Annotated in this window: 19 protein-coding genes; 15 read left to right on the top strand and 4 right to left on the bottom strand. The window is 38.0% G+C overall.

Annotated features, from left to right (window positions below; translation table 11 throughout):
- Positions 1-55 precede the first annotated feature (55 nt).
- From FJR11_RS07435 to FJR11_RS07400, 8 genes are all read left to right on the top strand, one after another.
- Positions 56-391, top strand: coding sequence for a cation:proton antiporter subunit C (locus tag FJR11_RS07435; RefSeq protein ID WP_168503073.1), 336 nt, complete (start codon positions 56-58; stop codon positions 389-391).
- Positions 388-1,821, top strand: coding sequence for a cation:proton antiporter (locus tag FJR11_RS07430; protein ID WP_168503072.1), 1,434 nt, complete (start codon positions 388-390; stop codon positions 1,819-1,821). Before FJR11_RS07435 ends, FJR11_RS07430 begins: the two co-directional genes overlap by 4 nt.
- Positions 1,818-2,204 (top strand): Na+/H+ antiporter subunit E, encoded by a 387-nt coding sequence (locus FJR11_RS07425; protein WP_168503071.1) that lies wholly within the window; start codon positions 1,818-1,820, stop codon positions 2,202-2,204. Before FJR11_RS07430 ends, FJR11_RS07425 begins: the two co-directional genes overlap by 4 nt.
- Positions 2,201-2,458 carry a hypothetical protein gene (locus FJR11_RS07420; RefSeq protein WP_168503070.1) on the top strand — a complete coding sequence of 86 codons (258 nt, stop codon included), beginning with the start codon at positions 2,201-2,203 and terminating at the stop codon, positions 2,456-2,458. The genes FJR11_RS07425 and FJR11_RS07420 overlap by 4 nt, the downstream gene beginning before the upstream one ends.
- Complete coding sequence (locus FJR11_RS07415) at positions 2,455-2,733, top strand: monovalent cation/H(+) antiporter subunit G (RefSeq protein ID WP_168503069.1); 279 nt, start codon at positions 2,455-2,457, stop codon at positions 2,731-2,733. The genes FJR11_RS07420 and FJR11_RS07415 overlap by 4 nt, the downstream gene beginning before the upstream one ends.
- Positions 2,726-3,292, top strand: a complete 567-nt coding sequence (locus FJR11_RS07410; protein WP_168503068.1) for a DUF4040 domain-containing protein — start codon at positions 2,726-2,728, stop codon at positions 3,290-3,292. The genes FJR11_RS07415 and FJR11_RS07410 overlap by 8 nt, the downstream gene beginning before the upstream one ends.
- Positions 3,289-3,951, top strand: a complete 663-nt coding sequence (locus FJR11_RS07405; protein ID WP_168503067.1) for a Na(+)/H(+) antiporter subunit B — start codon at positions 3,289-3,291, stop codon at positions 3,949-3,951. Before FJR11_RS07410 ends, FJR11_RS07405 begins: the two co-directional genes overlap by 4 nt.
- An 87-nt stretch (positions 3,952-4,038) precedes the next feature.
- The gene (locus FJR11_RS07400) at positions 4,039-4,539 is read left to right on the top strand and encodes a DUF2059 domain-containing protein (protein WP_168503066.1); all 501 of its coding nucleotides are present in this window, start codon (positions 4,039-4,041) and stop codon (positions 4,537-4,539) included.
- A gap of 4 nt (positions 4,540-4,543) precedes the next feature.
- Here FJR11_RS07400 and dusB read toward each other — a convergent pair whose 3' ends face one another.
- Together dusB and FJR11_RS07390 are read right to left on the bottom strand one after the other, a co-directional pair.
- On the bottom strand, positions 4,544-5,599 hold the full coding sequence (gene dusB / locus FJR11_RS07395) for a tRNA dihydrouridine synthase DusB (RefSeq protein WP_168503065.1): 1,056 nt from the start codon (positions 5,597-5,599) through the stop codon (positions 4,544-4,546).
- 193 nt (positions 5,600-5,792) lie between these two features.
- Positions 5,793-6,278, bottom strand: coding sequence for a DUF2996 domain-containing protein (locus FJR11_RS07390; protein WP_168503064.1), 486 nt, complete (start codon positions 6,276-6,278; stop codon positions 5,793-5,795).
- Between the two features lie 177 nt (positions 6,279-6,455).
- On the opposite strand from FJR11_RS07390, the gene FJR11_RS07385 reads away from it, so the two are divergent.
- Positions 6,456-6,704 carry a hypothetical protein gene (locus tag FJR11_RS07385; RefSeq protein WP_254444709.1) on the top strand — a complete coding sequence of 83 codons (249 nt, stop codon included), beginning with the start codon at positions 6,456-6,458 and terminating at the stop codon, positions 6,702-6,704.
- Entirely contained in the window at positions 6,685-6,816 is a 132-nt protein-coding gene (locus tag FJR11_RS23750) for a hypothetical protein (protein ID WP_256366775.1), read from the top strand. The genes FJR11_RS07385 and FJR11_RS23750 overlap by 20 nt, the downstream gene beginning before the upstream one ends.
- Positions 6,817-6,904: 88 nt before the next feature.
- Here the strand turns inward: FJR11_RS23750 and FJR11_RS07380 are convergent, their stop codons facing one another.
- Positions 6,905-7,180 carry a MoaD/ThiS family protein gene (locus tag FJR11_RS07380; RefSeq protein WP_168503063.1) on the bottom strand — a complete coding sequence of 92 codons (276 nt, stop codon included), beginning with the start codon at positions 7,178-7,180 and terminating at the stop codon, positions 6,905-6,907.
- Between the two features lie 82 nt (positions 7,181-7,262).
- Complete coding sequence (gene thrC, locus FJR11_RS07375) at positions 7,263-8,567, bottom strand: threonine synthase (protein WP_168503062.1); 1,305 nt, start codon at positions 8,565-8,567, stop codon at positions 7,263-7,265.
- Positions 8,568-9,753: 1,186 nt separating this feature from the next.
- Between thrC and FJR11_RS07370 the strand changes: the two genes are divergently transcribed.
- From FJR11_RS07370 to FJR11_RS07350, 5 genes are all read left to right on the top strand, one after another.
- Positions 9,754-12,315 (top strand): hypothetical protein, encoded by a 2,562-nt coding sequence (locus FJR11_RS07370; protein WP_168503061.1) that lies wholly within the window; start codon positions 9,754-9,756, stop codon positions 12,313-12,315.
- Between the two features lie 154 nt (positions 12,316-12,469).
- Positions 12,470-13,030 (top strand): DUF11 domain-containing protein, encoded by a 561-nt coding sequence (locus FJR11_RS07365; RefSeq protein ID WP_168503060.1) that lies wholly within the window; start codon positions 12,470-12,472, stop codon positions 13,028-13,030.
- A gap of 32 nt (positions 13,031-13,062) precedes the next feature.
- Positions 13,063-14,718: a DUF11 domain-containing protein gene (locus FJR11_RS07360; protein ID WP_168503059.1), complete on the top strand. Its 1,656-nt coding sequence runs from the start codon at positions 13,063-13,065 to the stop codon at positions 14,716-14,718.
- Positions 14,715-18,572, top strand: coding sequence for a TonB-dependent receptor (locus FJR11_RS07355; RefSeq protein ID WP_168503058.1), 3,858 nt, complete (start codon positions 14,715-14,717; stop codon positions 18,570-18,572). The genes FJR11_RS07360 and FJR11_RS07355 overlap by 4 nt, the downstream gene beginning before the upstream one ends.
- Positions 18,569-20,662, top strand: coding sequence for an OmpA family protein (locus tag FJR11_RS07350; protein WP_168503057.1), 2,094 nt, complete (start codon positions 18,569-18,571; stop codon positions 20,660-20,662). The genes FJR11_RS07355 and FJR11_RS07350 overlap by 4 nt, the downstream gene beginning before the upstream one ends.
- The last annotated feature ends 3 nt before the right edge of the window (positions 20,663-20,665 follow it).

The following is a 20,665-nucleotide window of genomic DNA, read 5'->3' as shown; positions in this document are numbered from 1 at the left end:
TAACAATTCGTGCTTAGATAGAGTTAGCACCTTATCATAAAATTAAATAATTCCCGTGTTAGAAGCTTGCGTACTAGTCACAATATTGTGCGGTTTTTTTGGTATCATCCTCAAAAAAAACCTGGTAATGAAAATTGTCTCAATGGATGTAATGAGTACAGGTGTAATTGCCTTTTATGTACTCATTGCATCACAAAAAGGCCTATTTACTCCTATTATATCAGAGGTTAAAAACATTGCCTATGCCGATCCTGTTCCCCAAGCGGTGATATTAACAGCAATAGTTATCGGGTTTTCTATTCAGGCTTTGATGCTGGTTGGTGTGATGAAATTAGCACGGGATAACCCCACATTGGAAAGTAACGAGATTGAGAAAAATAATACACCATGAATACCATTACACTAGCTTGGATTGCTACCCCATTTATTCTAGGGTTCATGATTTTTCTAGTCCCCAAACTGAACCGACATTTGGCCATGTGGGGGACTATTGCTTCTGCTGCTTACGGGGTACAGCTATTTCTTGAACCATCCCCTATCACACTGAATTTACTGGATAGTTTCGGTGTCAGCTTAGTAGCGGACGAGTTAAGCGGTTATTTTATTTTAACCAATGCCCTGGTAACGGCTGCTGTTGCCCTCTACTGCTGGCATAGTGATAAAACGGCTTTTTTCTATGCCCAGATGATTATTGTGCATGGTAGCCTGAATGCTGCCTTTATCTGTGCCGATTTCATTAGTCTATATGTGGCATTAGAAGTAAGCGGTATTGCAGCTTTTCTATTGATTGCTTATCCCCGTAGCGATCGCTCAATTTGGGTAGGTTTACGGTATCTCTTTGTTAGCAATACTGCCATGTTGTTTTATCTGGTGGGTGCGGTGCTGGTTTATCAGACACATCACTCCTTTAGTTTTGCAGGTTTAAAGGGATCACCACCAGAAGCACTAGCATTAATTTTTCTGGGATTATTAATCAAAGCTGGAATTTTCGTATCGGGATTATGGCTACCTTTAACTCATTCTGAATCAGAAACACCAGTTTCCGCATTGATGTCAGGAATTGTCGTTAAAGCCAGTGTTTTACCTTTATTACGTTGTGCATTAGTTTCCGAAGAAATTGAGACCATAGTCAGAATTTTTGGCGTAGGAACAGCTTTAATGGGTGTATTTTATGCTGTCTTTGAAAAAGATACTAAGCGGATGTTAGCATTTAGCACTATTTCCCAGTTAGGCTGGATTCTCGCTGCACCGGCTGTAGGTGGATTTTATGCCCTCACTCATGGATTAGTCAAATCATCTTTATTTTTGATTGCGGGTTCTTTACCCAGTCGTAATTTTAAAGAACTGCAAAATAAACCCATTAATACTACTATTTGGATAACCTTAGTTATCGCTAGTTTATCAATTTCTGGTTTGCCTTTGTTGTCAGGTTTTGGTGCAAAAGTTTTAACGATAAAAAATTTAGAATCTTGGCAATTTATAGTTATGAATATTGCCGCAGTGGGTACAGCAATCTCCTTTGCTAAATTTATTTTTCTCCCCCATACAAAAGCAGAAGAACAGAAAATCAAACCAGGTTTTTGGATATCAGTAATATTTTTGATTACTGGATTATTTGTAGCAAATATTGTCTATCTTCCAGCTTATGAAATCACCAATATTACAAAAGCAATCGCAATTATCGCTGTGGGCTGGTTAGGATATCATTTCATTTTCAAGAAATTATCTATATCTCTACCTCGTGTATTTGAAGAATTTGAGCATTTAGTTGGTGTCATGAGTCTAACTTTAATCTTACTATTTTGGATGGCTTTCCCATGATTGGACATCTTATTTTAAGACTATCAATTTGGTTTTTACTTACGGCTAATGTGAGTTTAACAAATATTATCATCGGTGTAATTATTGCCTTACTTTTACCACGTGGTAAGTCATCACCAGAAAAATTAAAAACCTGGTTAAAGGTAATAATTAAAATCCTTGTTGCCATTCCGGTAGCTTTTATGGAGGCATTTGAAATTATCTTCCGTCCCCATAATGAAGAAGAAATTATCATGGAGAAAGTCAAACTTAAAAGATCACCTTTATTGATTTTTCTCGATATATTTCTGATTACCTTTACCCCGAAAACCATCGTCATGAAATACCACGAAGAAGGATGGTATGAAGTTCACCACATTAAACCCACTAAAAAACAATCATGAACCTAGAAATAGTCTTAATGGCAATGATTTTGGCTTTACTAATTCCCATTTATGAAGCCTGGAAAACAGATGATACTTGGCAGTTGATGTTAGCATTTGGCAGCATTTCCAGTAAAGTGGCTATCATGATTCTCGTAATTTCCGTTTTACGAGATGATTGGATGATTGGTGTAGTTGCAGCGATTATTTTAACAGTAGGAAATGCTGGATTAATGTTATTAGCACATATTCTCAGAAGATTAGGTGAAGTATGATCAACTTTCTTAGTTATACCTGCATAGGTATCGGCATAGTTTTCTGGTTTTGGGGAACTTCTCATTTAGTTAGTAACAGATCAGTATTATTCAAATTACATGGACTTTCTGTTGCTGATACGTTAGGTTCAATGATGATTATTGTCGGACTATTATTGAAAATACCCAGTGAATGGCCACTACTTATTCTTGGCATTATTTCCTTAGCGATTTGGAATACTATGCTGGGTTATGTATTAGCATATTGTTCAATAGAAGAAGAAAAACATGAATGATACTTATCTCTATTTAATCATTGCTTTATTACCTTTAACTGCTGGGATGTTAGTAACTCAAACTAACCCCTATCATGCCTTAATACTTCGTGGGGTACTCGGTGCAGTTGCGGCAATGGTAGATGCAGTTTTAGGTGCAGCAGATGTGGCTTTAACAGAAGCATTAATGGGAACAATGCTATCAATTACTTTATATGCGATCGCAGTTCGTTCATCTTTAGTTTTGCGTCTTGGTGTCATGGAAAATCAGTCAATAGAAAAAAATCAGGATAGCAATTTTCAACAACTGATAAACGACTTTCGCAGTATTTTCAAGAAACATTATCTGCGTCTAGAACTCGTACCTTATCCTACTGAAGAAACTTTACAACAGGCATTAATAGAAAAAGAAATTCATGCTACTTGTGCGCCATTAGAAAAAGTTGTGGAAACAGCAGAAACATATCAAACTGTGATTAGAGTGCAACGCATTTATAACATCATAGAAAGTGAACTGTTATCACAAAAAACAACTTTAAGATATTTCAATGTTTTAGATTCAGGGGAGCAAACTTTATGAAAATAGTTTACATTTTAGCCGGAATAGCGTTATTTGTGAAAATGCTGATCATGCCTAATTCCGAACTAAATTTACCAGATATTTCCATTGTGGAAACAGTGGTTAAAGAAAGTGGAGTTCCCAATGCAGTATCAGGGATTATTTTCAGAAATCGGCTATATGATACAATCTTTGAAGTTATTGTTTTTACTATTGCCATTCTTGGAGCTAATTTTTTACTAGCTAATGAGAAACCATCTTGCAGTATCTATCAATTTAAAGATCAACCATCAATAATATTAGCTCGTTTAGGGGCAACAATTGCGGCACTAGTGGGGATTGAATTAGCTATTAGAGGGCATTTGAGTCCGGGGGGTGGTTTTGCGGCTGGAGTCGCTGGAGGGACAGCAATCGGACTGATAGCAATTACCTCATCATACCAATGGATGCAGGATATTTACCAACGTTGGCACGCGGCTATTTGGGAAAAGATTTCGGTATTGGTTTTCATTGTTTTAGCAGTGATAACTTTGTCGGGACTAGAATTACCACACGGGGAGTTAGGGACGTTATTTAGTGGTGGGATTCTCCCGATATTAAATATCTTAGTTGCTATTAAAGTAACATTGGGTTCTTGGGCTGTAATTTTGATTTTTATTCGTTATCGGGGTTTGTTGTGAAAGATAGGAATTTAAGAAATTAGCAATTACACGTAGCTTATGTTAATCTGTTATCAGTAAAAATGACAAAAAATAGGTTTTAAATCAATGCAGATAAAAACTTTCGTTTTTGCAGCTTCACTTTCTTTGATTACTACTCTCAATATACCCGCTTTTGCTCAAACTCCAGATAGTCCCAATGTACCCATTAACAAAATTGAAGATACGGAAAAAACCAATAATATCAACAAATTATTGGATATAACTGGTTCAAGAAATCTTTCCCGCAAGATAATTACTCAATTAATAGATAGTCTAAAAGCTGAATATCCCCAAGCACCTCCAAAATTTTGGGATACTTTTATGGCTGAATTCAAACCAGAAGAAATTATAGATGAATACATTCCCATTTACAGCAAATATTTCACAAATGAAGAAATAGAAGGAATTATCGCATTTTATGAAACACCATTAGGAAAGAAAACATTATCTGTGATTCCGCAAGTTTCCAAAGAATCTACAGCAATTGGTATTAAATATGGGAGACAAGCAGCCGAAAGAGCCTTAGAAAAATTGAAATCAGAAGGATATATCCGTTCTCCTAAATAAAGCGTCATATTAATGCAATAGTAGATTCTGTTTCTTCCTCAATTTCATAACCATGAGCTAATCTTTCTATCGCACCATCAATCAAATCTAAACCTTGTTGGACAGTTTCCATTAAACTTAACTTACCGCGTAAATCAGCAGCACCCATAAAGCCTTTAGCATACCAAGTCATGTGTTTCCGAGCTTGACGGACTCCCCTATCTCCCTTATATTCCCATAAAGCAAAAAGATGTTCTCGCGCACATTCTAAGCGTTGAATGGGGTTAGGTGGTGGTAATAATTCTCCAGTTTTTAAGAAATGATCAACCTCACCAACTAAAAACGGATAACCCAAAGTACCACGAGAACACATTACCCCATCTGCACCAGTTTGTTCTAAACATTTTACCGCAGCTTCCACAGAGAAAATATCCCCATTCCCAATCACAGGAATTGATAAAATTTCCTTGACTTTTTTTATCCATTCCCACCGCGCATTACCGTTATAACCTTGGGAACGAGTCCTTCCATGAACAGTAATCATTTTCGCTCCCGCGTCTTCCATTCTTTTCGCAAAATCAAGAATAGTAATTTCATGATCATTCCAACCAATGCGGGTTTTCACAGTTACAGGAACATCTACCGCTTTGACAACTTCTCGCACAATTGCTTCCGCAATTTCTGGTTGACGTAATAAAGAAGAACCCCCACCATTTTTAGTAATTTTATTAACTGGACATCCCATGTTAATATCAATAGTATCCGCACCTTCCGCAACAGCTTTTATGGCTGCTTCCGCTAGAAAATCGGGACGACAATCAAATAATTGAATACTAATAGGTCTTTCTTGAGGATCTACTTCCATGATTTTTGGTAATTGGTTAACATAGTGTAAACCTGTAGCATTTACCATTTCCGTATACAGCATAGATTCGGGAGCATAACGACGCACCAAACGCCGAAACACCATATCAGTCACTCCCGATAACGGAGACTGTAAAACCCGGCTTTTAACCTCAAATGAGCCGATTTTTAAAGGAGTGGAAAGTCTAGCTTGAAGTTCAGGAGAAAGAGAAATCATGGTTAGAATTAAAAATATGTATTAAGTTAAGAGAATAGAAATCAAACCGACAAACCGTTGAAAGAGAGTAAAAATTATTTCTTAATATCTTTCCTCTGTGTTCTCTGTGCCTCTGTGGTTCGATAAATTATCTTTAAACAGCAGAAGCACAGAGTGAAAAAAGAGATTTTTCAAGTTACCTTGAAAGAAATAGCTAATTTCTACCTAACCATTTTTGTCCGTTCAAGCGATATACTAACCGAGATACCAATAATTCTAGAGTAGTTTTGCGCTCATCAATTAAAAATGATTCCAAGGTACTGGGTTTTTTACCTTCATTACAAGAAAATCCCTTTTTACCTTGAATATTTTCTTCAGGAAAATATACATTAAACTGGCGCTGTCCCCCTTGCCAAGAACCGATAACTTGCCAACATTCTTCCGTTGAATTAAAACCAATAATGGAATACTTCTGCTTGGCAAAAGTCAGCTTCACATCTGGTACACCTTCTTTAGTAATTGCTTCTTGCAACGCCGGTAAGTAATGCTGCTGCATAAACTCTTCAAAAGGCTTATCTTCCAACGCTGGGGGTTTTTCCTTTTTGGCAGCTTTAGCCTCTGCTGGGGGCTTTTCTGGGGCGGTTGCAGCAGGATTAGAAGCTACATCTCCGGCTTGATTTTGATTAGTTTCTTCTGCCATTGCTCATTTTGGGGTAGTCAGTTACTTTTATTTTGGCATATTAGAGCATAGCTACAGCTATTTATATATAAGGATTATCTAATCCTTTCTATCTATTTTAGGCTGGTAAAGGGTGATTGGTAACAAGTAATGCTATTATGAGAATGCAATGTTGGCGTAAAGTTAACAAGGTTAATTATGGAATTAAGTATAATTGACGATAAATTGCAAATAGAATTTTCTTTAAAAGAACAACTTTTAGCTGTTCGCTTTAATAAGATTTGGCAAATACCACTAACTCATATTATCCAAGTTACCACAGACTTACCCCCAAATGACTGGAAAGAACTCCGCGCCCCTGGTAGTTTTGTCCCTGGAGTGATTAAAGCTGGAACTTATTACACAGATAGAGGTAAGGAGTTTTGGTATGTCACCAAAAAAAAATGATTTTGGTAATGTTTTAAATATTGAATTAGAAAACGAAGATTATAAACGGATAGTTTTAAATAATATAGAAAATAACCAAGAATGGCTACAACAATTAACGCCTTTTAAATAGATAGTTTTCGCAAAATACCTTCTATAAGATTGGGTAACGGGTAATTTGGGACTTTCAAAACCCTATACCCTAAACCCTGATAGATGTTTCAACCACCTGCAACAGCGGGAACGATACTCACTTCATCACCATCTTTGAGGGCTGTTTCTGCCCCTTCTAAAAAGCGGATATCTTCGCTATTGACATAGAAATTCAAAAACCGTCTGAGATTTCCTGCCTCATCACACAAACGCGCTTTGATACCAGGACAGCTTACTTCTAAGGAATCTAATAAGCCAGAAATATTACTAGCACTACATTCTAAAGCAGCTTGGTTATTTGTGAATTTTTGCAAAGCGGTGGGAACTAAAACTGTTACGGCCATTGTTTAAACGTTAATTTTTACTGAGTGATTTGTCAGGTAGGGGTTGAGCAATGCTAAACCCCTACAATTGATGGTGAAAGGATTAAACTGTAACTTCTTGCCATTCTAAACGGTCAAGTGTGCGGGATCTTTCTAAAGCCCGTTCAAAACTGTCTAATTTGGCATCAATTGTTAAAGGTTCGCCAATGTAGCCTTGAATTGCTTCCTGGGTTTTCAAACCATTGCCAGTGATGTAAACCACTGTAGTTTCATCTGGATCAATTTTGCCAGCTTCGACTAATTTTTTGAGAACTGCAACGGTTGTACCACCTGCGGTTTCGGTAAAAATGCCTTCGGTTTCTGCCAATAGCTTGATACCTTCGATAATTTCAGCATCATTAACTGATTCAATATTACCGTTGGTTTTGTTTGCTATTTCTACAGCATATACGCCATCAGCAGGGTTGCCAATAGCAATTGATTTGGCAATTGTATTGGGTTTAACTGGTTGAATAAAGTCTCTACCTTCTTTAAAAGCTGCCGCAATGGGGGAACAACCTTCTGCTTGAGCGCCACTGAAACGGACATCTTTACCTTCTACTAAACCAACTTCGACAAATTCTTGAAAACCTTTATAGATTTTGGTGAACAAAGAACCAGAAGCTAAAGGTGCAACTATATGATCTGGTAATTGCCAACCTAGTTGTTCGGCAACTTCAAAAGCTAATGTCTTAGAACCTTCAGAGTAGTAAGGACGCAAGTTAATATTCACAAAACCCCAACCGTGGGTATTGGCAACTTCTGAGCAAAGGCGATTAACTTGATCATAGTTGCCTTTGACTGACATCAGGGTAGGACTATAAATCAAGCTACCGATGACTTTACCAGCTTCTAAGTCAGAAGGAATAAATACACAGCAATCTAAACCAGCGTAGGCAGCGATCGCTGCGGTAGAATTTGCTAAATTACCTGTACTAGCACAAGATACGGTAGTAAAACCTAATTCTCTGGCTCTACTGAGGGCAACTGACACCACCCGATCTTTAAAGCTCAGGGTGGGCATATTGACGGCATCATTTTTAATATAAAGTTTATTTAGACCCAGGCGACGGGCAAGACGGTGAGAACGCACCAAGGGAGTCATTCCTGTACCGACATCTATATAATTATCTGTGGCAACGGGTAAAAAGTGACGGTAGCGCCAAATAGAATTAGGACCAGCTTCAATAGTTTCTCTACTAACTAAGCTTTTTAGCACATTGTAATCATATTTGACTTCCAATGGTCCAAAACACTCTTCACATACATGAGTAGCTTTAAGTTCGTATTCTGCTCCACATTCTTTACACTTCAAAGCCTTGAGAATAGAAGTGTTCGCTTGGTTGAGGTTTGTAATCGCCTGAGTCATAATTTCGCGTTCCCTGGGTGTCCGTCAACTGTGGAATGATACTAGCACAAGGCAAAATCCACGTCAAACATACCCGACTATTTTTGTCGGGTTTAATTACTCTATAAATTTGGGTAGTTTAATGAAATTTCCGTTTAATTAATGTAAAGATTTTGCGAAAAATCAGCTTACTGAGTTAATAAATATATTTCATGAAGAAACATCATAAATATATTTACTGAATTTTGCGTAATAAACATTACGTTTTAAATTTATTTAAAAAATAAGAGAACTAAATAAATAAAGTATATTTAAAGACAAATTTAATTTGATTTATTTTTTAGTTTTGATGATAAATAACATTTTAATTTAAGTGCGTATATTTATAATGTATTATTAATTTAATTCAAGTAGATGATATTTATACTTAGAATAATAGCTTGATTAACAAATATTAATTCAAGTAATATATTTTTTTAGCCTCTAGACAATATTACTTATATGATTTAGGATTTACCTATCTAGAGATACAAGACAATTTATTTCTCGTCAGGATAAAAACTAGAAACTAAAAAGAACATAAGTAATACTCAGTTACTAAGAGATTGCTTCTATTACCTAGAAGCTAGTCATATCTGAGTAGTGTGTTTTTTTAATGTATTCAAACTTGAAGAGGTGTATATCTATCGATCAAATAAAACACAACTCTAGTTAGGGCTTGCAGGTTCTAACTAACATTTAATCGCAGTGCAACTATGCCGAAGATAGAATTCGTGAAAGGCTTGTATAAAATCAATTACGAGAGTTTGACTTGGTAATTGATATAACGGGTAAATATGAGGATCTATCTCCACAACTTATGCAAAATTGCGGCATATATATTAAGACATCGGCAATAAGACATGAAACAACCAATCGTTTAGAAGCTATCTCACAAGAGTAAATTCTATAACCTCTTAAGTAAATGTTCAAGTTTAATTAGGTTTTGGTATGCAAATATTAAGCCGTTGATACTGAAAATATGACAACAGGATCAAATTACTTTATTACCGATTAATACCGGATAAATAACTCCAAATTCAAAGTTTCCAGCCATGAACATAGCTTGGGAAAAAGTTTACATTGGATATTCATATCTGTAATCCTCAATTAATGAAGTGAGAATTTTTACAGATGATTAACCTATTTTGCACATATACACATTCCCATGAACCGTACTAAAAAGTCTTTAACTCGTAGACAATCTCAATTATTCCGTTCCTTACTAGCCACAGCCTTTATTGCTAACGGCTTCTTCCCCTTTGTTGCCCCTGCCTTTGCTGATGGAACTGCTGCTGGGACAAGCATTAGTAACACAGCAACAGCGACCTACGAAGATCCTAATGCCCCTAACTCACCAATCAATTCAACCTCTAACACCGTTCAAGTCACGGTGGCTGAGGTAGCAGGTATTACCGTCACAGGTTCTGGTATTAATAACTTGGGTCGTCTTGATGCAAATAATGTCCTAATTAATCAAGGTGGACCAGTTCAACCTGGTGATTTACTGTCCTATGTCTTTACCGTAACCAACGTCGGTAACGAGGTAACTAACTTCTACATTCCTAACGTATCCAATACAACAGGTCCAGCAACAGTTGCAGGTACATTACCCGGTGGCGCAAGTGGACAATTGCAGTACAGTCTCGATGGTGGTGCAAACTGGGTAAATGTACCTGCGGGTGGATTCACTACCACAACTGCTATACCAGTTAATGGTAGTGTGTTGGTACGTGTACCAGTTACAGTACAAAATAGTGCTACATCAGGAGATACTATTACCGCCAGATTAGGTCAAACTCCTGGTGATGCCCAAAACCAACCACGTAGTGCAGATGGTGGAGACGTTTACACTGTAGATGCTAACACAACGGTAGCGCCAATCAATGGTGTGAGAGAAGCCAGCGCTACTCAAGGAACTACCGTAGGTGCTACTCCTAAAATCCAGGCCTTAGCAACTTTACTGAAAACTCGGACAGCTTACAGTCCTGGTCTCACATCCGTACTTAATGATGATGTGCTGACCTATGGTTTAAGCTTGCGAGTAGAGCAGAATGATCCAACTAATAGTGGTTCGATACCAGCGCCTTTAACAGCTACAAATATCACACTTGACGGTACTGCAAATACTCAGCGCATTTTAGTCTCTGATGCTATTCCGGCAAATACAGTGCTTACTGGCAAGCCTGTTGCTCCTGCTGGTTGGAAAGTAGTTTACTCCGTTGATACGGACACTACTAAAAAAGCTAATGCCCTTACTGACTGGGTAAGTTGGGACACTACCGCGCCTACAGCACTTGCATTGGTAAAAAGAGTAGGTTTTGTCAACGATCCTAATGCTATCACTTCTGTTTCACCAGGGGTAACTATTACTGGTTTTAGTATCCAGGTCATAACGAGTGGTATAAACGCAGGACCAGCAACTATTAACAACATCGCTCAAGTGTTCGGTGAAACTTCTGAGAAACCAGGTACACTTGTTTATGATGAATCAGGTGACCAAACCCCAAGTAACTTCAACGGTACAAACTTCTCTGATCCAGCAAATTTAACCACTGGTAATGACAATACTGCGGCTTCCGGTCTTGACCCAGGAAATAATAACAGTGGTACTGCTAATGATGGTAATGGTGAATATAACCAGCTAACAATTAGCATACCTGCTGCTTTATCTCTCTTGAATGGACCACAGAATGCTCCTGCTGCTGTCGGTCCAACTGATAACAATGATGATTTCACTAACAAATCATCATTAATTGACGCTAATGTTATCCCTGGTACTCCTATTAATCCGGCTGCTGTATCGTTTACTAACACGGCTCAAAATACTGGTGCCGCTGCTGCAAATATTTCTTTGTTGCCCACAGCACCAACAACAGTAGGTAATTTGCCAAGCGGTACAGTAGTAACCATAACTTATCAAAGTTTAAGTGCTTCTTACACCTATGATGGCGCAGGTAATTATACATTCCTTTCTGGAACGGGTACAGTAGGCGGTAATCCGATTTCTGATATTAACCCACTGCGGATTAATGGTGTTGCCAGTGGTGCTAACGTTACCTATGGTGTGAGTGTTGACTTGCCTGCTGGTACTCCACTATCAACTGATACATCGGCGCAAGGTACTACTGCTAGTCCTGTCACAACTGTCGAACGTGGCTTCCCTGCACCAATCACAGCTTTCATAGACAACGGCGCTACGCCAGGTGTGATCGATGCTACTGAAGTTAGAAACACCACCATTGACCGGGTGTACACTGGATTCTTGCAACTAGTCAAAAAATCCAGACTTTTACAGGGAACAGGTGCTGCTATCATCGCTGGAGAGGGAACATTTAGTACCGAACCCAAGTCGCCTCAGCCAGGGAATATTATTGAGTATCAGATTACTTACAAAAATGTTTCTGAAGCTACAGTAGGAACAAGTAATGTAATTTTGAGTGCTGATAAAGTTGTTATCACTGAGAATGGTGTATCAGGAACAAACAACTGGGCCAAGGACAATGACGGCAATGCGATAATTGACACCAGTAATATTGTTGGTTCAGCTAAGGATTCTGGAGCTTCAACCATCACCTTCTTCAGTGGTCAGCCTGCCACTACTTCTACGAGTGATGTAACAGGACTAACACAAGCTACTGATGTCACCAGATATGTGAACTCAGTGACTGGACAGATTGCACCAGGTTCTACAGCGAGAACATTTACTTTCCAACGGAAGGTTAACTAGTAGGTTGTGAATTATCCCCCCTAATCTTCCTTGGAAGGGGGGAAACTGGGGAATAGGAAAGGTTAATTACCCTCCTTAATCCCCTAGGAAGGGAGGAAACAGAAAATTTGGTTTCCTCTCTTTGTCAAGATGAGAGTTAGATAAGGAATATAAAATGAAACGTTTTTCTATAGTTAGTTTAAGTGCATTTGCTTTGGTTGCTACTGTACCATTTATTAGTCAAGTCCCAGGAATAGCACCTATATGGCAGTCTAGCAGTGCGATCGCCCAAAGTAATAACAAAAAGCCTCAACTGGAATTACTTTTAGAAGCTAAAAAACAAGTGATTGTGAAAGATGAACAAGGTAAGGAAGTTAAGAAATGGGAACGTTTAGAAGGTCAAGCTAATGTTAAGCCAGGTGATGTATTGAAATATACCTTAACTGGGGAAAATAAAGGCGCTCAACCTATTAAAAATTTGGTTCTTAATCAACCTATTCCTAAACAGATGGTTTATGTGTTGAACTCGACTAAGACTTCTAAAGGTGCTAAAATTACCTACAGCATTGATAATCAGCGCACCTTTGTAGAGAATCCTACGATTAAAGTGACTCGCAACGGTAAGGTAGAAACTCAACCTGCACCAGCAACAGCTTATACTCATATTCGCTTGCAAATATCCTCACTTCCAGGAAAAGCGACAGTTACAGCGACTTATGAAACCCAAGTTCGCTAATCAGAGGGAACAGGGAAAAATAGAGATTTTCCATGGAACGTCTCTACAATCTTTACCGGAAATGTATATCTATCTCAATTGATAAAACACCAAAATTTATTAGTGAATTAAGTCATCAAAGATGCGTTTTACCAGTGAATATTTATTTGCTAATCAAAAATTTTTTAAATTCTCAAGGTAGCTGGTGTAAACGTATAACAGCTAGTCTTTTATTGGGAAGTATCTTACAAACTACTATACCTGTAGCTGTATTAGGACAACAAACAGTAGTTGAGAAAAAATATCTTTTCGATAATCAGGCTACTTATACTTATACCTATACAGATCCAGATCCTAATTCTCCTGGTCCAATAACGATTGAAGGAAGTTCTACTCAACTCAGAACCAATAATGTTTTGGTTGACCCCCTAGGACGGATTTATGGGTGTGGAGGTGCATTATTACCTGACTATACAGGGTTTTCTGTGGGTGTTTATGAACCTCTTGGTGGTGCGACTGGTACAGAGTTGGGACAATTGGTTTCTCTGACACCGACAGAAGTACCAGATGTTCTTAATAATGTTGTGCCAGAAGGTTTATCACCAAATGATAAAAATGCCAACCCTTATTTTATTGTAAATAGCCCTTTGGAATACAAGGGTGCATATAATTTTTTACTTGATGCTAACAGAGGTCAAATTGATGTTGGTAAAACCTATATTTTTGTAGTTAATCCACCAGCAACTTCTGTCTTTAAAGAGCAACGAATTAAGGTTGAGATATTAAGTAATCAAAATAATGTTGTTACCTATCGGGCAACTTCTTTAGATGGTCAACCAATTAGTCTCAAGAATAATGAAACGACAATCACAGATCAAGCGGTATTGGTAAATAATGCGGCCACTCAATCATTAAGTCTTTTATCACTGAATTTTCAGGCTAAGTTGTGTCAACCAAATCAGATGCAGATTAATAAAACAGGCGATCGCGCTACAGCAGAACCGGGAGATACAGCTATCTATCGTGTCTCTGTGAAAAATACATCTGGGGTAACAATAAATAATTTAGCTGTTACAGATACTTTACCTTTGGGTTTCAATTTCTTACCCAATTCAGTGCGGGGAGAACTAGATGGTAATGCAGTGACTATTAACGCTGTTCGCAATGGCAATACAGTTAATTTTAGTACAAATACAACTATTGATATTGATAAGACTATCAATATAGCTTATGCGGTGCAATTAACAAATGATGCCCAACGGGGGACAGGCAGAAATAGTGCGATCGCTAGTTCCCAAAGAACAGATAATAATTTAACTATAAAAGATGGCCCGGCAACACACTATTTGAAAGTCCGCCCAGGAATTACTAGCGACTGTGGAACACTCATCGGCCGAGTGTTTGTTGATAAAAATTTTGATGGAGAACAACAACGAGGTGAACCGGGAATACCAAATGCGGTAATTTACCTCGAAGATGGCAATCGCATCACCACAGATCCCAATGGTTTATTCTCCTTAGCTAATGTTTTACCAGGAGCGCATACGGGGGTATTAGACTTGAGTAGTTTACCCGGATATACTCTAGCTCCGAATCGGAAATTCAATGAGCGTAATAGCCAATCTCGCTTGGTACGGTTAGAACCGGGAGGGATGGCACGGATGAATTTTGGGGTTACTCCCACATTCCAGGAGGGTAAGAAACCATGAAACCTAAACTAAACCATCCTGGTATTTTGAATGTAAGATTAATGGGGGCTATAGCTGGAGCTTTCAGTTTTATAGTATCTCATAATTTAGTTAAAGCCGAAAGCACAACTGAACAAACTAATTCAGAACCACAAACCTATGTTGGTGATGAAATTAGTGCTGAAGCAGCAGAAAATTATGCTGCTAAATCACAGCCGAAAATTACAGAAAAAGAAGAAGTTTCTGCGATTCCTCTAACTCAATTACCTGTACCTACAGCAGCAGAAAAAGCTGAAAATATTCCCCTTGCGCCATCTTTAAATTTTACAAATTCTGCCAATTATCAACCAGTCAAAACAGTACAAAAAGCTGGAAATATTCCTCTTGCTCAATCTTTAAATTTTGCTAATCCAACTACAGAAAAATCGGTAGATGCTCCTGCTCCGTTATCTTTAAATCCAACTACCACAATAGAAAATTCTCCAATTCCTGCATCTTTAAATCCAACTACCACAACCGAAAATGCTCCTGTTCCGGCATCTTTAAATCCAACGACAACAGTACCCCAAATTTCTCAAGTAGCCAAAGTAGTGAAAATTCTCACTCCTATGTCTGATGAGGTTTTAGATAGTCCTGTTACTTCCATAATTGTGCAGTTTAGTGCTGGTAGTCAGCTAGAATTGCGAGTGAATGGAGAGTTGGTTGATTCCTCCTTAATCGGCCGGACAGAAACAGATACTACTACCAATCTGGTAACTCAGACATGGTATGGGGTGGGTTTAAAACCGGGGGAAAACACTATTTCTGCTCAAGTGGTGGGAAGAACAGAACCACCGGAAATAGCCAAGGTAAGTATTAAAGGCGCACCAACAGAATTAAAATTAGAAAGTCGTGCAACTCGGATTCCTGCTGATGGCCGTTCTACCACAGTAATTCAGGGACAATTACTAGATAAAAGTGGTAATCGTTCTAATCAAGATGCTGTTATTACATTATTCCCCACAGCCGGGGAGTTTATTGGTACAGACTTCAAACCAGATCAACCAGGATTCCAAGTAGAAGCTAAGAGTGGCTTTTTTGTAGCTAATTTACGTTCAGATACGAAAGCTCAAACAGTGAGAATTCGGGCTACAGCTACTGGCTTAGAAGGTTTTACCCAACTACAATTTGAAACCGCACTTCGTCCTAGTTTGTTAACTGGGGTGATAGATTTACGAGTAGGTGCAAAAGGTACAGATTATTACAGCCGATATCGTGATTTTCTCCCACCTGATAAAGATAACAATACACAAGTCAGTTTTCACTCAGCCATATTTGCCACTGGTGCAATTGGAGAATGGTTATTTACAGGTGCATATAATAGTTCTCGCAGTTTGAATGAAGATTGCAACTGTGATAATAATTTGTTTAGAACTGGCTCATCTAATGATAAAAACTATCCTGTTTATGGTGACAGTTCCACATCTACAGTTGTTACTCCTTCTATTGATAGCGTATTTGCCCGATTAGAGCGATCGCCTAAGATTTCTGGTGCTAACCCCGATTATTTCATGTGGGGTGACTACAACACAGAGGAATTTGCCCAACCATCACAGCAATTTACAGCTACCAGTCGTCAACTACATGGTTTTAAAACTAACTACAACTTAGGAAATCTGGCAATTACAGGTTTTTATAGTCAATATGTTAAAGGATTCCAACGAGATACAATTCCCCCAGATGGGACAAGTGGTTACTACTTCCTTTCCCGCAGAATCTTGCAGGGAGGTAGCGAAAATGTCTATTTGGAATTAGAAGAACTCAATCGTCCAGGAACTGTCATTAAGCGGCAAAAACTCACCAGAGGCCCGGATTATGAAATTGATTATGATCGGGGAACTTTATTATTCCGAGAAGCGATTCGGCGAACTGCGCTGGATGAATATGGACAGATATTAGTCCGCAGAATTATTGTTACCTACGAGTATGACGTGAAAAACTCTGACGGTAATATTTATGCTGGTCGTTTGCAATATAACTTGAATCGGGGCGCGGGGAAAGATAGTTGGATAGGAGCAACTTACCTCAAAGAAAATCAAGGAATCCGAGATTTTGAAATCTATGGTGCAGATACGCAAATCTCCTTGGGAAATAGTGGTAAATTCATTGCTGAATATGCCCATTCCACCAATAATTCTGATGTAGCTGGTAAAGTCAGTGGCCAAGCTTATCGTTTGGAAGCACAAGGAGAAATTTTTTCAGGTCTTCAAGGTCGCGCTTATTATACTTCTGTAGATCCAGGGTTTGCCAATAATGCCACCATTAGTTTTGCTCCCGGACAAACTCGTTATGGAGCGCAACTGACAGGTAAAGTTACTACAACTACAAATCTGCGGTTGCAATATGATCACGAAGATAATTTTGGTATTGCTCCCGAAGTTCGTAATACCTTTGAAGAACTATTTAACCCCAAACCTGAAGCTACTCCCGGTAATCAACTTGATAATTCCTTAACTACCATTTCTGCGGGTATTCAACAACGTTTAGGTAAAGCCACTTTTGATGTAGATTGGATTTACCGCGATCGCCAAGATCGCATTTCTACTACTTCCCTCGGTGGTACTTCTCAACAATTGCGATCGCGTTTTTCTGTTCCCATTGCCAAGAGTCTCACATTTCAGGCTCAAAATGAACTTAGTCTCTCGGCTGAAAATGATAGTGTTTACCCCAACCGTACCATCTTTGGACTAAATTGGGCAGCTATTCGTGGCATTAATATTAGTCTGACACATCAACTTTTTAATAGTGGTCAATATAGCGGTAATGCTATCACCAGTTTAAATGTCAATGGTGAACACAAACTTGGTACAGATACTACTGTAACCGGGCGCTATTCTCTCATTGGTGGTGCAAATGAAATGACTACTCAAGGTGCAATTGGGTTAAAAAATCTTTGGACTATTGCTCCTGGTTTACGCTTAAATTTAGCTTATGAACACATATTTGGTAACTTCTTTACACAAAAAGCCACAGGTCAACAATCTGCTCAACCTTTTGCTTTTGGTCAAGCAGCTTCCGGCATTAGTTTTAATAGCGGTGATAGCTACAGTGCTGGCTTAGAATACAGTGATAATCCTAATTTTCAAGCCAGCACTAGATACGAATATCGTAATTCTGCTGGAGGCACAAATACAGTTATTTCTGGTGGTATAACTGGTAAAATTACGCCCTCTTTAACAGCTTTAGCACGTTACCAACAAGCTAATTCTTCTAATCAAAAATTGGTTGGCTTAGGAGACACAATCAACTTGAAAGTTGGTTTAGCTTATCGTGACATTGGTAGTGATAAGTTTAACGCCCTATTACGCTATGAATATCGTCAAAATCCGGCAACTATTCCCGATACAATCCTGTTAGGAAGTGGCACAGGTTCAGAAGATCATACTTTTGCAATGGAAGCTATTTATGCTCCTAATTGGCAATGGGAATTTTATGGTAAATATGGCTTACGTAATAGTACCTCTTATCTAGCCAGTGATTTAGCCGGGACAAGTACAGTAAATTTAGCACAATTCCGGGCAACTTATCGCTTAGGATACAACATGGATGTGGTGGGAGAAACGCGGTGGATTAGTCAAGGTAATTATACAGAAACAGGCTTTGTTGTAGAAGCCGGCTATTATCTAACTTCTAATTTGCGTCTTGCTGCTGGTTACGTTTTTGGTAAAGTTGATGACCGAGACTTTTCTGGAACTCGTTCCGCAGGTGGTCCATATTTAGGTTTAACTGTGAAACTTAATGAACTATTTGAAGGTTTCGGACAACAAAAAGTTGCACCACAACAACAACAGGAATCATTAATTAAAGGAAACACAGCCGGGAAACTAAGAATATGAAACTATTAAAATTTAAAATTATAAACTTATTTAATCTTTATTTATCACTACTCATCTTTCTGCCAATTCCTACCTTAGCTCAATCTCCAGGACTAAAAATAGTAGTGAATAGTAATCAAGACGGAGAAATTAAAGCAGATGATACTTTAACATTGAGAGAAGCAATCTCTCTAATTAATGGTACTCTAAAAATAGAACAATTAAGTAATATTGAAAAAGCTCAAGTTACCCCTAATCAAGATTCTCGGATAGAGTTTAATTTACCACCACAAAAAACTACAATTTATCTGCAAGAAATTTTACCACCTCTAGCTACTCCTGGCTTAATTATTGATGGAACAACTCAACCAGGATATGATAGTAAAAAGTCGCCAACAGCGGAAATTAATATTCCTCAACCTGTAGTTAGTATTACTGCTGCTAATAATGCTGAAGTTTTTCGTGGTTTAACTATCACCGCCGATAATATCACAATTCGCGGTTTGAGTATTTATGGTTTTAACTCCTATCATCGAGATACCGCAAGTACACCACCAGCAGATATTTTTATATCTAATACTTTTACCCATCCCCATACAATTAAATTAAAATCTTTCGTGGGAGAAATTTCTGAAACAGAAAATAACCAACCTCCTAAAAATGTAGTCATTGAAAATAATTGGTTAGGTATTCTCCCTGATGGGAAAATGCCAGAAAATACCTCTGCTTTTGGGGTTTCTGTGTTTAATTCCCAGGGAACAATTATCAAAAGAAATCGCATTTCTTATCATGATGGTAGTGCGATTATTACAGGTTGGCAAGCCACAGAAATGCAAATAGCTGAAAATATTATTATTAGTAATGGTTTAGCGGGAATGCCCGATGCTATTCGCTTAGATGGTAATATTGATAAATCGGAAATTACATCAAACTTAATTTGTGGGAATGATGGTAGTGGAATTTATGCCTTTAAACCACAAGGATCTACTAAAATAATTAATAATCAAATTAAATCTAATGGCAGGAGATTTCGTCGCGCTGCTATTTATTTAATGGGGAATGATCATCAGGTTAATAACAATAATATTAGTTATCAAGCAGGTGCAGGAGTAGTAATTACATCCTATCCCCAAAGTGATAGAAATATTATTGAAAATAATAAATTTTCTTTTTTAGAAGGATTAAGTATAGACCTAAATAATCAGCATAATGTGGGAGTAGATGATTTTCAAAATGGGGACGGACCGAACCCTATGCGTAATTCCGAAAATAGAAGATTAGATACAGCTAATGGTGCTATTAATAGCCCTAAATTTCTCAGTTCTGAATTTTTCCTAGGGATAAGTTCTAAAGTTGGTATTGATGGTATAGCTGAACCTAATTCCCAAGTTGATATTTATCGAATTACTGGTAAAAGCGGTTATGGCTTTTTAAGCCAACCATTAGCAACCACCACCGCCGATAATCAAGGTAAATTTAGCTTTAACTTGGATAATTTACAACCAGGAGATAGAGTGAGTGCGATCGCTACCCTCAAACAATATGGTACATCAGAACCTGCCTATCCGGCGGTAATTCGTCCTATTAATATCAATAAACCGATTGTTATCAATAGAAAATCTCGAATTTCTCTCCCATTTCCTAATTGTTTAATTCCACCACGGCCAAACAAACCTCCAATCACTCCCCCAGAAATTACAGAAATACCTAATGAACCAATCAAACTCAAAGTTCCTAAAAACATCCATTTTGCCCTAGACAAATATAATATTAGTCCCGCTAGTGCGAACATCCTCAATAAAATTGCTCAAGTATTACGTGAAAATCCCTCAATCATCGTTGAAATTTATGGACATACCGATAAACGTGCCAGCGATCAATATAATATGAAATTGGGAGCAAATCGCGCCAAAGCCACCCGAAATTATCTCATTCGTCAAGGTATTGACCCAGAAAGAATGATAATTCGTTCCTTTGGTGAAACCGAACTATTAACCCCTGGCAATAGTAAATTAGATCATGCACGTAATCGTCGTTCAGAATTTATTTTCAAAGATATTCGAGGCATAGAAGTAATTGTTCAAGAGGAAGATTTGCAATTGGAGAGATAAACA

This window comes from Anabaena sp. UHCC 0187 (assembly GCF_009712035.1).
GTDB lineage: Bacteria > Cyanobacteriota > Cyanobacteriia > Cyanobacteriales > Nostocaceae > Dolichospermum.
This window is presented reverse-complemented; position numbering and strand designations above follow the sequence as displayed.